The sequence below is a fragment of the Sphingopyxis sp. FD7 genome (assembly GCF_003609835.1).
In the GTDB taxonomy this organism is placed as follows: Bacteria; Pseudomonadota; Alphaproteobacteria; order Sphingomonadales; family Sphingomonadaceae; genus Sphingopyxis.
This window is the reverse complement of record NZ_AP017898.1, coordinates 2,345,169-2,358,426: the sequence shown is the minus strand read 5'-3', so window position 1 is coordinate 2,358,426 and position 13,258 is coordinate 2,345,169. Positions and strand designations below refer to the sequence as shown.

General features: G+C 66.3%; 11 protein-coding genes. 4 read left to right on the top strand and 7 right to left on the bottom strand.

Annotated elements, in window-relative coordinates:
* Nucleotides 1–49: 49 nt before the first annotated feature.
* Entirely contained in the window at nucleotides 50–523 is a 474-nt protein-coding gene (locus tag SPYCA_RS11195) for an Lrp/AsnC family transcriptional regulator (RefSeq protein WP_120222294.1), read from the top strand.
* 80 nt (nucleotides 524–603) lie between these two features.
* The gene (locus SPYCA_RS11190) at nucleotides 604–1,596 is read left to right on the top strand and encodes a pyridoxal-phosphate dependent enzyme (RefSeq protein ID WP_197715343.1); all 993 of its coding nucleotides are present in this window, start codon (nucleotides 604–606) and stop codon (nucleotides 1,594–1,596) included.
* On the opposite strand, the gene SPYCA_RS11185 is transcribed toward SPYCA_RS11190, so the two are convergent.
* From SPYCA_RS11185 to SPYCA_RS11175, 3 genes are all read right to left on the bottom strand, one after another.
* Nucleotides 1,588–1,857 (bottom strand): CBU_0592 family membrane protein, encoded by a 270-nt coding sequence (locus SPYCA_RS11185; protein ID WP_120222293.1) that lies wholly within the window; start codon nucleotides 1,855–1,857, stop codon nucleotides 1,588–1,590. The genes SPYCA_RS11190 and SPYCA_RS11185 overlap by 9 nt on opposite strands.
* Nucleotides 1,858–1,930: 73 nt before the next feature.
* Nucleotides 1,931–4,606 carry an aconitate hydratase AcnA gene (acnA, locus tag SPYCA_RS11180; protein WP_120220442.1) on the bottom strand — a complete coding sequence of 892 codons (2,676 nt, stop codon included), beginning with the start codon at nucleotides 4,604–4,606 and terminating at the stop codon, nucleotides 1,931–1,933.
* 396 nt (nucleotides 4,607–5,002) lie between these two features.
* Nucleotides 5,003–5,854, bottom strand: a complete 852-nt coding sequence (locus SPYCA_RS11175) for an NAD(P)-dependent oxidoreductase (RefSeq protein ID WP_120220440.1) — start codon at nucleotides 5,852–5,854, stop codon at nucleotides 5,003–5,005.
* A 98-nt stretch (nucleotides 5,855–5,952) separates the two neighbouring features.
* Here SPYCA_RS11175 and SPYCA_RS11170 point away from each other — a divergent pair, with 98 nt between their 5' ends.
* Entirely contained in the window at nucleotides 5,953–6,273 is a 321-nt protein-coding gene (locus tag SPYCA_RS11170; RefSeq protein ID WP_120220438.1) for a winged helix-turn-helix transcriptional regulator, read from the top strand.
* A 150-nt stretch (nucleotides 6,274–6,423) separates the two neighbouring features.
* Here SPYCA_RS11170 and SPYCA_RS11165 read toward each other — a convergent pair whose 3' ends face one another.
* The 3 genes from SPYCA_RS11165 to SPYCA_RS11155 all read right to left on the bottom strand — a co-directional run bounded on the left by SPYCA_RS11165 (nucleotide 6,424) and on the right by SPYCA_RS11155 (nucleotide 11,497).
* On the bottom strand, nucleotides 6,424–8,514 hold the full coding sequence (locus tag SPYCA_RS11165; RefSeq protein WP_232003276.1) for a TonB-dependent receptor: 2,091 nt from the start codon (nucleotides 8,512–8,514) through the stop codon (nucleotides 6,424–6,426).
* Nucleotides 8,515–8,767: 253 nt separating this feature from the next.
* Nucleotides 8,768–9,784 carry a LacI family DNA-binding transcriptional regulator gene (locus SPYCA_RS11160; RefSeq protein WP_120220436.1) on the bottom strand — a complete coding sequence of 339 codons (1,017 nt, stop codon included), beginning with the start codon at nucleotides 9,782–9,784 and terminating at the stop codon, nucleotides 8,768–8,770.
* Nucleotides 9,785–9,835: 51 nt separating this feature from the next.
* The gene (locus SPYCA_RS11155) at nucleotides 9,836–11,497 is read right to left on the bottom strand and encodes a CHASE domain-containing protein (protein ID WP_120222291.1); all 1,662 of its coding nucleotides are present in this window, start codon (nucleotides 11,495–11,497) and stop codon (nucleotides 9,836–9,838) included.
* Between the two features lie 168 nt (nucleotides 11,498–11,665).
* Here SPYCA_RS11155 and SPYCA_RS11150 point away from each other — a divergent pair, with 168 nt between their 5' ends.
* Entirely contained in the window at nucleotides 11,666–12,316 is a 651-nt protein-coding gene (locus SPYCA_RS11150; protein ID WP_120220434.1) for a glutathione S-transferase family protein, read from the top strand.
* 294 nt (nucleotides 12,317–12,610) lie between these two features.
* On the opposite strand, the gene SPYCA_RS11140 is transcribed toward SPYCA_RS11150, so the two are convergent.
* Nucleotides 12,611–13,219, bottom strand: a complete 609-nt coding sequence (locus SPYCA_RS11140; protein ID WP_120220432.1) for a TetR/AcrR family transcriptional regulator — start codon at nucleotides 13,217–13,219, stop codon at nucleotides 12,611–12,613.
* Nucleotides 13,220–13,258: the final 39 nt, after the last annotated feature.

Here is a 13,258-nt window from a genome sequence, read left to right as displayed (position 1 = left end):
CGTCACGAAAATGCGGTTGCCCGGCGCATCGGGCTGCTATGATGCGGCCATGGAACCGTTGGATGCCTTTGATCGCCGCCTGCTCGCACTGCTTCAGCAGGACGCAGGCCAGACCGCCGAGCAGCTTGCCGAGCATGTCGCGCTGTCGGTGTCGGCGATCCAGCGGCGCATCCGGCGCCTGCGCGATCGCGGCGTGATCGTGAAGGATATTGCGCTGTGCGATCCCAGGAAGCTCGGTCGCCCGACTTTCTTTATCGTGTCGTTGCAGGTCGAGCGCGAGCGCCCCGAGCTGCTCGCCGAACTCAAACGCTGGCTCAATGCCGAGGAGCAGGTGCAGCAGGTCTATTATGTGACAGGCGAGGCCGATTTCATCCTCGTGCTGACCGCACCCGACACCGAAAGCTATGATGACCTGATGGCGCGGCTCGTCGCGGCGAACCCCAATGTTCGCCGTTTCACCACCAATGTCGCGCTCGGCGTCGTCAAGCGCGGCTTGGCGATCGCGATCCCCGAGGCGCGATAGCTGTAATCTTTGCCGTTTCACCGCGCGGCGAGCGGTGCGATTGCGGCGCGCCTGCCCGCTCGTGCTTTATGTTCGGCGGCATGAACAGCCTGCCTTCGCCGATCGGCGCGCCACCCACCCCGCTCCTCTCGCTGCCGCGGCTTGCCGACCGGCTCGGCATTGCCGCCGTGCTGGTGAAGGCTGAGAATCGCCGCGCGCTCGGCAATTTCAAATCGCTGGGCGGTACGCGCGCGGCGCGGCTGGCGCTCGCGCGCCTTGATGGGATGGAGAGCGATGGCGACGTCGAGCGCAGGCTGATTTGCGCGAGCGACGGCAACCATGGTCTTTCGGTCGCGGCGGCGGCGCGTGATGCCGGGGTCGGCGCACGCATCTATTTGCCGCACCATGTGAGCGCGGCCCGCGCGGCACGCATCGCGGCGATGGGCGCAACAATCATGCGGGTGCAGGGCACCTATGACGACGCCGTGCGCGAAGCCGCCGCGGCCGCGACGCGTGGCGAGGGCCTGTTGATCGCCGATACGACGGCGGATCATAACGATCCGGTCGTTCGTGATGTCATGGCGGGCTATGCGACGGTTGCCGAGGAAATCATTGTCCAGATCGAAAGCGAAGGCCTGCCGCGTCCTTCGCATATGTTCGTGCAGGCGGGTGTTGGCGGCTTTGCCGCGGCGATGGCGGAGTTGCTGACGCCGGCAATGGCGCTGCCCGCGATGACCGTGGTGGTCGAGCCCGCGGCGGCGGCCTGCGTCGCTGCCGGACTTGAGGCCCGTGGCCCGGTCCAGATCGAAGGCACGCTCGAAACCTGCGCCGACATGCTGTCCTGCGGCGCCGCGTCGGCGCCCGCGCTCGCGATTCTGCTCCGTCACGCAGCGCACTCGATTCAGGTGGGCGAGGCGGCGTTGCGCGATGCGTGTCCTGTCCTCCGAAACAGCGGCGGTCCTGCGACGACCCCTTCCGGGGCGGCTGGGCTTGCCGGGCTGGTCGCCGCGTGCGACCGTGCGGAAAAGCGTCGTGCGATCGGCCTCGGCAAGCGATCGGTCGTGCTTCTCTTCGTGACCGAGGGGTTATGCTGAACGCCCGTCCTGGCCTGAGCGCCATACCGTCCACAGCGTGAACAGCCCCATCGCCGCCCAGACGATGTTGAGCGCCGCCGACGGGATCGCGCCATTATAGCCCGAATTGATGATGAAACCGGCCGCCCCGGCGACGTTCATCCATTGATAGACATAACCGCGCGCCTCGAGCTTGCCGAGCGACAACAGGACATAGGCGGCAAGGATGATCGCCGCGGCAGCCCAGCCGATGACTTCGATGACGATCGTTACGACGGACATGCGCTTCGTCTCCAAATGAAAACGCCCGCCCCTGCGAGGGGGCGGGCGCTTGCGGCGTCAGTCGGCGGCGGCGTCAGGCCGCGAGCTTGCGCAGCACATAATGCAGGATGCCGCCGTTCATATAATATTCGACCTCATTCGCCGTATCGATGCGGCAGAGCGTGTCGAAGGCGAAGGTCGAGCCGTCGGGGCGCGTTACCTCGACCGTCACCGTCTGGCGCGGTTTCAGGTCGGCGACGCCGGTTATGGTGAACTGGTCGTCGCCGGTCAGGCCCAGCGTCTCGCGCGTCTGGCCGTCGGTGAATTGCAGCGGCAGCACGCCCATGCCGACAAGGTTCGAGCGGTGGATACGCTCGAAGCTTTCGACGATCACGGCGCGGACGCCGAGCAAATTGGTGCCCTTTGCCGCCCAGTCGCGCGACGAGCCGGTGCCATATTCCTTGCCCGCGATCACGACGAGCGGGGTGCCGTCGGCCTTGTGGCGCATCGCGGCGTCATAGATCGGCATGACTTCGTCGCCATAACGCGACATGCCGCCTTCGATGCCGGGGACCATTTCATTCCTGATCCGGATGTTGGCGAAGGTGCCGCGCATCATCACCTCATGGTGGCCGCGGCGGGCGCCGTAGCTGTTGAAGTCGGCCTTGCTAACCTGATGTTCCATGAGCCATTTTCCGGCCGGCGAGTCCGCCTTGATCGACCCCGCGGGGCTGATGTGGTCGGTGGTGATGCTGTCGCCGAGGATCGCCAGCGGCTTGGCGTTCACAATGTCCGACACCGGCGCCGGGGTCATTGTCATCCCCTCGAAATAGGGCGGGTTCGCGACATAGGTCGATCCGGCGCGCCACTGATAGGTGTCCGACCCCTCGACCGAAATCTTCTGCCAATGCTCGTCGCCCTGATAGACATGGGCATAGCGCGCCAGGAACATGTCGCGGTCGACCGCGCCGGCGATCGCGTCGGCGACTTCCTGATTGGTCGGCCAGATGTCGGCGAGGAAGACGTCCTGGCCGTCCTTGTCCTGCCCGATCGGGGTGGTGGTGAAATCCTCCGTCACCGTGCCCTTGAGCGCATAGGCGACGACGAGCGGCGGCGAGGCGAGGAAGTTCGCGCGCACGTCGGGCGACACGCGCCCCTCGAAGTTGCGGTTGCCCGACAGCACCGACGCGGCGACAATGTCATTGCCGTTGATCGCGGCCGAAATCGGTTCGGCGAGCGGCCCCGAATTGCCGATGCAGGTGGTGCAGCCATAGCCGACAAGATTGTAGCCGACCGCGTCGAGATGGTCCTGCAGCCCCGCCTTGACCAGATAGTCGGTGACGACCTGCGACCCCGGCGCGAGCGAGGTCTTGACCCACGGCTTCGGCTTCAGCCCGCGCTCGTTCGCTTTCTTGGCGACCAGCCCCGCGGCGACCATCACGCCGGGATTCGAGGTGTTGGTGCAGCTGGTGATCGCCGCGATCACGACGTCGCCGTCGCCGATGTCATGCTCCTTGCCCGCGACCGGCACGCGCACCGGCGCATCCTTGCCATAGACTTTCTTGAGGTCGGCGTTGAACACATCGTCGACCTGGGTGAGCACGACCTTGTCCTGCGGCCGCTTCGGCCCCGCAAGCGACGGAACGACGCTGCCCATGTCGAGCTCGAGCGTGTCGGTGAACACCGGATCGGGCATGTCGGCCGACAGCCACAGCCCCTGCGCCTTGGCATAGGCTTCGACCAGCGCGATATTGTCGTCCGAGCGGCCGGTGAGGCGCATATAGTCGAGCGTCTTGTCGTCGATGCCGAAAAAGCCGCACGTTGCGCCATATTCGGGCGCCATATTGGCGAGCGTCGCACGGTCGGCGAGGCTGAGCGAGGCGAGGCCGGGACCATAATATTCGACGAAGCGCCCGACGACGCCCTTGGCGCGCAGCATCTGCGTCGCGGTGAGCACAAGGTCGGTCGCAGTGACGCCTTCCTTGAGCTTGCCCGTCAGCTTGAACCCGACGACTTCGGGGATCAGCATCGACACCGGCTGGCCCAGCATCGCGGCCTCCGCCTCGATCCCGCCGACGCCCCAGCCGAGCACGCCGAGGCCGTTGATCATCGTCGTGTGGCTGTCGGTGCCGACGCAGGTGTCGGGATAGGCGACGAGCGCGCCCGACGCATCCTCGCTCGACCACACCGCCTGCGCGATATGTTCGAGGTTGACCTGGTGGCAGATGCCGGTGCCCGGGGGCACCGCCTTGAAGTTCGACAGCGACTTCGACCCCCATTTCAGGAAGTCGTAGCGTTCGCCGTTGCGATAATATTCGATCTCGACATTCTGCTCGAAGGCCTTGGGGTGACCGAATTCGTCGACCATCACCGAGTGGTCGATGACGAGGTGGACGGGGACGAGCGGGTTGATCTTCGACGTGTCGCCGCCGAGCTTGGCGATCGCATCGCGCATGGCCGCCAGGTCGACGACGCAGGGAACGCCGGTGAAATCCTGAAGCAGCACGCGCGCGGGGCGATACTGAATCTCGCGGGCCGAGCGCGGATCCTTCTGCCAGTCGACGAGCGCCTGGACATCGTCGGTCGACACGGTGAAGCCGCCGTCCTCGAACCGCAGCAGATTCTCCAGCAGCACCTTCATGCTGAACGGCAGGCGCGAGACGTCGCCCAGCTTTGCCGCGGCCTTGTCGAGCGAATAATACGCATATTGCTTATCGCCGACGCTCAGCGTCGAGCGGGTTCCCAGCGTGTCGTTGCCCGTGGTGGTCATAGGATGCAGTCCCCATGTTGGCGCGGCGGGGAATGACTGTCCGATGGCGAAGCGGGAGAGCGGGGCCAACGGGAGTCGCACGCGCGGGTTTATGTTGGCGCCGCCTTACGCCGGGAGCGGGGAATTGCAAGGGGGTGGGTTGGTTGGCGCCGGGGCGGACTTTCGACCAGGCACGGCGCGATGATTTTCTCACACAAAGCCACGAAGGCACAAAGGGGCGTTGCTGCTTTGTCACCCCGGACTTGATCCGGGGTCCATGCGGCGCCGGTGGAATGGACCCCGGATCGAGTCCGGGCGACGAGAGATGCCCGTAATTCCGTCACCTCTCGAATTAAGGGGTTAAGTAAACTGTCGCCGTAATTCCCTGTCGCCGTAATTCCCGCCGTAATTCCGTAATTACAATTTGGCGATCGCGACATGCTCTTCAGGCCCCAGACCCGCCGCGATCGCGCGCGCGAAAAGGTCGGCTGCAAAGGTCGGAAAGGCGTCCGGCAGCCCCGCAATATGGGCATGATCGACAAGTCGCGCGATGTCGTTCCCGGCCGTCTGCAACGTGCTTTCCGGGTTGGCATAGCGGCCGGTGGCGATCACCCGCCCCATGTGCCGATTATCCTCGCCGAGCGCCGGTGCTATCCGCGCGAGCGTTTCGCCGAGCATTTCGGCAGACAAACCTTCGCTTTCGCATATGCGCGCGCCGTGGGCGAAGCCGATCCAGTGCCCGGCGAGATAGGCAAGCGCCCCGCTGAACAGCGCCGACGCCGCACCGATTTCACTGCCCATCGGCACGACCTCGCCGAGCAAGGACAAAGGGGCGAGCGCCATGTCGAAAGCAACGCTGTCGCCCGATGCGAGGATGACCGCATCGTCGCCGATCTGGCGCGGCCAGGCGAAGATGGCGCCATCGACATAATGCGCCCCGCGCCCGCCCGCCCAGGACGCCATCGCCCGCGCCTCCGACGGGATGCCCGAGCTGAGCTGAACGATCAGCTTGCCGGCGATCGCCATGGCGTCCTCATCGCGATCGAAGATGGCGCGCGTCGCGCGATAGTCGGACACGCAGACGATGATCGTCGGGCTGGCAGCGATGGCGTCGGAAACGCGCCCTGCCGCAATCGCGCCGAGCGGGACCAGCGCATCGGCTTTTTCGGCGGTGCGGTTCCACACCGTCACCGAACGGCCCTTCTTCAAAAAGGCGCGGGCGAGCGCCGAGCCCATCTCGCCCAAGCCGATTACGCTGATGTCGGTCATCTGGTGTCTCCTTGCGACGTCGTTTAAGGTCGATCGGACAGGCTGTCGCAAAAGTGACGAGCGCGAACAATTACTTACCTTTTTGTAAGGACCTGGAGATGCATAAGACGGCAACCGAAAGCTGCGGCCTGGGTCGCGCCCTGACCGTCATCGGCGGAAAGTGGAAATCGACGATCATCTGGTTGCTGCACGAGGAACCGATGGGTTTTGGCGCGCTGCGCCGCAAATTGCCCGGCATCAGTGAAAAGATATTGTCCGAACAGCTGAAAGGTCTGGAGCACGACCATGTGGTCGATCGCCACATATCCGACGGGCCGGTGATCCGCACCACCTATAGCCTGACCCCGCGCGGAGAGGAGCTGAACGCTGCCGTTCATGCGCTGGCGCAGTGGGGCAGCAGCTATCCGGCGGAGGATTGAGCCGGACCTTCGCGGTTGAAAACGCCGGTTGCGGCGCAGCGCCGCCTATCCGGGCCATTTTCGCTGCATGGCTTGCGCGCGCCCGGCCGGTTCGGGCGGCGATTTCGATAAGAGTGCGGGAAGACGGCCATCCGCCTTCCCGCATTCCGCTCAATATCTGATACGCGCCGTGAAGCGGGCGTTGATCGGTGCCCCCGGCGTGATGTTGTTGAGGTTGTGCGCGTCGGAGAAATAGCTTTCGTCGAGCAGATTTTCGACATTGACCTGGAACTCGACGCGCTCGTTCGCCTTGACGAACAGCGCGGCATCGACGCGCGTGAAGGCAGGCAGGCGCGTCACCGTCGGCGCGGTGCGAATGGCGGCGAACTGGCTTGACTGATGGACCACGCCCAGTCCCATCCCGACCTTGTCGTTGAAATCATAGCGGTTCCACAGCGCAATCTGATGCCTGGGCACCTGTCCCAGCCGGATGCTGTCGTCATTCTTGCGATGCGCATCCTGATAGGTATAGCCGCCGCTCACCTGCCAGTTCGGCGTGATCCGGCCGGTCAGCGCCAGTTCGATGCCCCTGGTCCGCGTGTCGGTCAGAAACTGCGATCCCGGCACGCCCGCGACCGGCACGGCCGTATTGTTGCGGTCGAGCCGGAACAGCGCCAGCGTGAGATTGAGATCGGGCCGGATGTCCCATTTGGCGCCGATTTCGTAATTGACCATCCGTTCGGGCGTCAGATCTTCCTGCGCCGGCGACGAGCCCGACGCGGGCGCCAGCGTCAGGAACTGATCGCCCGATCGGGGGAGGAAGGACCGGCTGTAGCTGCCGTAGATCGAGACATTTTCCTGCGGCTTCAGGATCAGGCCGAGCCGCGGCGACAGCTTTTCATCGGTGCGGCCGAAGGCGCGCGGCGTGCCGATCAGGTCGGTGCCCTTGATCTCGAACCGGTCGTAACGCACGCCGAGGACGAGGTCGACATGCTCGCCGAATGCGATCTGGTCCTGCGCATAGGCCGAGAAGAACTGGACGCGCGATTCGGTGTTGCGGACCAGCGCGCCGAAGCTGACCGTAGGATAGACGATGTTGGCAAGGTCGAGCGTGGCGTTCGACAGCGTGCCGTTGCGGCGCTGATTGGTCGAATCCTGATCGCCATATTCGATGCCCAAAAGAATCCGGTTTTCGATCCCTCCGACGTCGACGTCCCAGAGCAGGTTGCTCTGCGCGATGAAGTTCTGGCGCCGGGTCGGGTCGGTGTAGCTCGACAGGGCGACGGTGCCGGTCGGGCCGGTGGCCGCGCCATTGGCAAAGACGTTGGTGTAATATTTGTCATAATCGCCATAAAGGAGCGTGGTCGACCATGTCAGCGCCTCCGCCAGTTCGCCGTCGATCCGCGCCTTGACGATATGCGCCTCCAGCCCCGTGCGATTGACGCCCGGAACGCCGAAAAATGTGTCGCGATACCCGGTGATCGGGCGGTTCGGCCGTCCGGGGGCGGTTGCGATCGACGGCACCCCGCGATCGGTCACGCGGTCGTCGTTCACATATTCGTAGGACAGGCCCAGCTTCCACCGGCCCAGATCGACCGCGACATAGGGGTTGATCGCATAACGTTCGCCATCGAAGAAATCGCGATGATTGTCGAGGCTCTCGTAATGGGCGTTGAGCCGGAACGCCGCGCCGCCGCCGATCGGCGCATTGACGTCCGCCGAAACGTCCCACGCGCCGAAGCTGTTGGCGCTGAGCGCGCCGCCGACCGCCAGCGCTTCGGATGACGGCGTTTTCTGCACCCGGTTGATGACGCCGCCGCTGCCGCCGCGGCCAAAGATCATCGCGAAGGGGCCCTTGAGTATCTCGACCCGCTCGATGTTGTAGAGGCTGCGGAAATACTGGACGTCGTCGCGCACGCCGTCGAGAAAGAAGTCGGCGGTCGTGTTCTGGCCGCGCAGGGTGATCTGGTCGCGGTTGCCCTCGCCCTGGCCGATGGTGGTGCCGGGGACGTAGCGCAGGACGTCGGCGATCGAACGCGACGCCTGGTCGTCCAGCCGCTCGCGCGTGACCACCGAAATCGTCTGGGGCACGTCGATCAGCGGCGTATCCGTCTTGGTCGCCGTGACCGAGTTGGTCGCGACATAGCCGTCCGACTTGCCGATCACCAGAATGGTGCGCGCGTCCTCGCGCTCGGCTTCGCTGGCGTGTGCCGTCGCCGGAAAGGCCGCAGCGGCGGCGGTAAGCAAAAGCAGTTTCTTCACAAGGCCCCCTGTTGGATTCGCTGAGTGTCGCGGGGCCGCTAACGCTAATGCGAGCGAATTGCAACTCTGTCACGGGATCGTGCGAAGAAATTGTCGCGCGGCGGCGGGGGTGGCCGCGCGCCGCCCGTCGATTGGCGGGCGCGCCGTGGCGCGAGGATCCGCTCCGGCGCACACCGCGTCGCGGCGGGTTCGACATGTCCGAAGGCGAAGGGTTCGAGGCGAATCGGCCTCTGAACCGCACCGGTTCGCGGATTCAGGCGGTGCCGCGCACGACGAGGCGCACGGGGATGCGCGTGCCGCTGCGCGTGCGCTCGTCGTCCTCCAGCGCCATGGCGACGAGCGCTTCGCCCGCGGCGTCGAGATCGGGTTCGAGCGTGGTGAGCGCGGGGTCGGCAAGGGTGCCGGCGCGGATGCCGTCGAAGCCGATCAGCGCGACATCCTGCGGAACGCGGCGACCGGCGTCCTTGAGCCCCTGCAGCACGCCGAGCGCGAGCATGTCGCTGGCCGCGAAGATCGCGTCGACGTCCGGATGCTGGGCGAGCAGCGCCTGCGCGGCGGCGACGCCCTGCGCATGGCGGTCGGCGGCGGCGGGCGGCTCGGCGAGGATCGGGGCGAGGCCGTGGAGGCCAAGCGCCGCGGTGAAGCCGTCGCGGCGCTCGTCGAACTGGCGCTGCGGCGATTGCTGCGGCCCGACGAAGGCGATGCGGCGGCGGCCGAGCCCCACCAGATGCTCGGCGGCGAGCTGGCCGCCCTCGTCATTTTCGCTGCGCATCCAGTGGAAAGGGCTGCCGGGGCTGCCCCAGCAGACGAAGTCGAGGCCCGCGGCCTGCGCCTGGGCAAAATAATCCCATGCAGCGCGGTTGCTGGTCGTGCCGATGACGATCATCGCGTCCGCGAGCCCCGACGCAACGAAATCGGCGCGGAAATTGTCGGGATTTTCCTGAAAGCTGACGAGCAGGTTGAAGCCGCGCGCCGAGGTCGCGGCGGCGATGCTGCCGAGCAGCGCGAAGTAGAAGGGGTTGATCGCGCTGCGATCCTCGCCGGGGCGGCAGATGGTGACGAGCGCGATCGTCTCGCTGCTTTTCAGGCGCAGCGACGAGGCGTGGCGGTCGACGACATAGCCGAGTTCGCGCGCGGCGGCGGCGACGCGCGCGCGCGTTTCGGCGTTGACGCCGGGCGAGCCCCGGAGCGCGCGCGAGACGGTCGATTGCGACACGCCCGCGCGCTCGGCGACGTCGAACGATGTCGGGCGCAGCATTTTTGCGGTCATGGCGGCGGCATTCTCCCCTCGGCCTGTCTCTTGCCGGGGGGCGGGGCCTTGTCAATCCGCGTGCTGCGTCGTGGCGGAGCCGCGGTCGGGCCAGCGGATGACGATGGCGAGGCGACCGGGCCCCGCCGTTCGTGTCCAGCGGCCTTTCAACTGCCGTTCGATCAGTGTGCGGATGAAACGGGTGCCAAAGCTTTCATTCTCGATATCGGGCGTTTCGGGAAGGCCGCTTTCGGTCCAGTCGAGTTCGACCTCGCCGCCGTCGCGGTGCCACCCGACGCTGAGCACTCCCTTGCCCGCCAGCGCGCCATATTTGATGCTGTTCGTCGCGAACTCGTGGATCGCGAGCGAGATGGCCTGCGCGCCCTCGTCGTCCAGGCGCACCTCGGGACCGGTGATCGCGGCGAGCCGGTCGGGCGAAACGCCGGCAAGGTCGAGTTCGCGATGGATGATGCGTTCGAGTTCGACGGTGTCGACCGCGCCGGTGACGAGCATCTGCTTTGCGTCCGACAGCGCGCGCATCCGGCCGTCGAATCTCGCCTCGAACTCGTCGAGGCTCGCCGATTCGCGCAAGGTGATGCGCGCGAGCGCGCCGATGCGGGCAAAGGCGTTTTTCATGCGGTGGGCCATTTCGCCGATCATCAGCTCGCGGTCGGCGGCGCGCAGCGCCTGTTCGTCGGCGAGCGCGCGGAAGGCATCGACGCGGCGATGCTGGAGCCGGTGGAGCTGCATCGCGAGCAGCATGATCGCGAGGCCGAAGAGGAAGATGGCAAAGGGCCGCCCCAGCCGTTCAAACAGGCGGCTGTAGGAAATGCGCAGCGTCCACCGGCGGTCGGCGAGGTGCAGCACCTGCTCGTGCGGATCCCAGCCCATCGTCCCGTGGCGATAGGCAAGCGGCGCCGACGGCCCTTCACCCGCATAGATTTCGAGCCCGTCGATGGAGCTGAGCTGCGGCCCAAGGATCGCGGTCATCAGATCCTCGATGCGGAAGGGGGCATAGACAAAGGCCTCGATCGGCCGCGCACCCGGCGCGCTGGCAAAGGTCGCCGCGCGCGGCGCGTCGCCGGAAAGCGCAGCGCCGCCGGGCGCCCTCTGGTCGGCATAGACGGGGACATAGATGAGGAAGCCGGGCTGGCGCCTTGTCGCGCCGCCTTCCTGCACGAGCTGGACGATGCCGCTCGTCGCGGGCTGGCCGGTCTGCCACGCGCGGCGCATCGCGGCGCGGCGCACGGGTTCGCTGTACATGTCATAACCCAGCGCCTTGTCGCGGCGCGGGGTTGGGGGTTCGAGAAGGACGATCGGAAAGCCAATGGGCTGCTCACTGACCGGCCAGACCGCAATGTCGCGGCCGTAATTTTCGCGCAGCATGGCTTCCGCCGCGGCGGGAGTCCGCTGCCGCATCGCGACCGCGATGCCGATCCCCTCCAGCCCCGGCGCGTGAACCTGCGGCCGGAGCGCGGTCAGATAGGCGCGGATGCCGGGTCCGCTCGACCGGCTGTCCGACTGATAAAGCGCGCGCACGCCTTCGAGCAGCGCGACATGATCGCGCAGCCGCGTGTCGATCTGCATCGCGACACGCTCGGCGCGGTCGCGTTCCTCGGCGCGATTGTAAAGGAAGCTGCCCGCCGCGGCGGCGAGCGTGGCGATCAGGATGACGAGCCCGACAAAGCGGGCCGAAAGCGCGAGCAGCCGGTCTGCCCATGACAAAGGGCGCATGTCTCTGTCCTGCCTGCTGGCTGCCGCGGCAGCGCCCCCCTCCGGTCCCGCGATGTCCCACGCCGCGCCGTCGATGGCAAGCCAATTTCGTTCCATTGCGGCCGCTTAACGGGTTGTGATTCGCAACCTTTGGCCTATGGTCGTGCCGGTTTCGGGAAAGGATCTGCGATGATTATCTATGGGTCGGTGGTATCGCCCTTCGTGCGCAAATTGCTCGGCTATCTGGGCGAAAAGGGGATCGACTTCGAGCTGAAGGGCGTCGGGCTCGGCGATCCCGATCCGGGTTTCCAGGCCGCCTCGCCGCTCGGCAAGATGCCCGCGATGGACGACGACGGTTTCCTGCTCGCCGATTCGAGCGCGATCATCCATTATGTCGAGGCGAAGCACCCCGAACCGGCGCTGATCCCCGCCGACCCCCGCGAGCGCGGGCAGGTGATCTGGTGGGAGGAGTTCGGCGACACGGTGTTCGCGGCGTGCAGCGGCAAGATGTTCTTCAACCGCATCGTCGCGCCCAAGTTTCTCGGCCGCGAAGGCGACCTGGCCGCCGCCGCGGCGGCCGAGGCGGAGGAACTGCCGAAGCTGCTCGACTATCTGGAGGGCGCGATCCCGGCGTCGGGATTCCTTGTCGGCGACCGGCTGACGCTCGCCGACCTCGCCGTCGCGTCGCCGCTGATGAATTTCCGCCACTGCGGCGCGTGCGTCGACGCGGCCAAGCATCCGAAGATCGCGGCGTGGAGCGAAGCCATACTGTCGCGGCCAAGCATGGCGCCGTGGATCGCCAAGGAAGAACGGATGATGGCGAAGGTTTTGGGCGGGTAGCGCTGCGATCACTTTATCTATTTGTCATCCCGGCGAAGGCCGGGATCTCGTCCTGTCATCACAGCGCGCCGGCGAGATCCCGGCCTTCGCCGGGATGACGGGGGAGTGAGGGGCCGTCCGGGTCTTCCCTTGCGCCGTGCCCCTGCGGAGGCAGGGGTCCATCTTCGGGCCTGGCCCTCGAAGCGGCCGGTGGCGCGTGAAGGCTGCGGCGGGCGATGGGCTCCTGCCTTCGCAGGCGCGCGCGGCGGGTTGGAACCATAGGCGCGCTACGCGGCTTCGACCTGCCGCCGCTCCTCAACCCCCCGCCTTGCCCCCATGTTCGGCCCAGAATTTCGCGATGCGCCCTGTGATGAGTTCGGTCGCCAGCACGCGCGCGGTGTCGCGCGGCAGGCCGAGGGCTTCGGCCATCGGGCCGCCGAGCTGCGCGTCGCCCAGTGCCATCAGGACGAGCGCCAGCGTGTCTTCGTGCATCAGCCGTTTTTCGTCGGCATCGGGCGCCATGCCGTCGATCAGGCGGTGGATCGCCTCGACGATCGGGTCGAGCGCGTCGTCATTGCCCGTCGCCGCCATCCATGTCGCGAGCGCGCCCGCGCCGCCGCTGTTGAAGGCGTCGAAGGCGAGGTCGACGATCTCGCGCACATTGCGTTCGCCCGGCGGCGATTCGGCCATTTTCTTGCCGATCGTTTCGCACACGGTTTCGGCCTGATAGGCGGCGAGCGCCTTTTGCAGCCCCGCGGCGCTGCCGAAATGGTGCAGCAGATTGGCGTGGGTCCGGTCGATGCGCGCCGCGACGGCTTTCAGCGTCACCGCCGCCGGCCCCATTTCGATCAGGATATGACGCGCCGCCTCGAGCGCCGCCGAACGGCTTTCCTCAGGACTGAGACGCTTTTTCACTATTGACATTTATGTAAGTTAACCCCAATTTACTAGCCCCATCACCCC

What these genes read in the sequence shown, in the direction of transcription:
- SPYCA_RS11195 (WP_120222294.1), top strand. Translation starts at nt 50, where the DNA reads ATGGAACCGTTGGATGCCTTTGATCGCCGCCTGCTCGCACTGCTTCAG.
- SPYCA_RS11190 (WP_197715343.1), top strand. Translation starts at nt 604, where the DNA reads ATGAACAGCCTGCCTTCGCCGATCGGCGCGCCACCCACCCCGCTCCTC.
- SPYCA_RS11185 (WP_120222293.1), bottom strand. Translation starts at nt 1,857, where the DNA reads ATGTCCGTCGTAACGATCGTCATCGAAGTCATCGGCTGGGCTGCCGCG.
- acnA (WP_120220442.1), bottom strand. Translation starts at nt 4,606, where the DNA reads ATGACCACCACGGGCAACGACACGCTGGGAACCCGCTCGACGCTGAGC.
- SPYCA_RS11175 (WP_120220440.1), bottom strand. Translation starts at nt 5,854, where the DNA reads ATGACCGACATCAGCGTAATCGGCTTGGGCGAGATGGGCTCGGCGCTC.
- SPYCA_RS11170 (WP_120220438.1), top strand. Translation starts at nt 5,953, where the DNA reads ATGCATAAGACGGCAACCGAAAGCTGCGGCCTGGGTCGCGCCCTGACC.
- SPYCA_RS11160 (WP_120220436.1), bottom strand. Translation starts at nt 9,784, where the DNA reads ATGACCGCAAAAATGCTGCGCCCGACATCGTTCGACGTCGCCGAGCGC.
- SPYCA_RS11155 (WP_120222291.1), bottom strand. Translation starts at nt 11,497, where the DNA reads ATGCGCCCTTTGTCATGGGCAGACCGGCTGCTCGCGCTTTCGGCCCGC.
- SPYCA_RS11150 (WP_120220434.1), top strand. Translation starts at nt 11,666, where the DNA reads ATGATTATCTATGGGTCGGTGGTATCGCCCTTCGTGCGCAAATTGCTC.
- SPYCA_RS11140 (WP_120220432.1), bottom strand. Translation starts at nt 13,219, where the DNA reads ATGTCAATAGTGAAAAAGCGTCTCAGTCCTGAGGAAAGCCGTTCGGCG.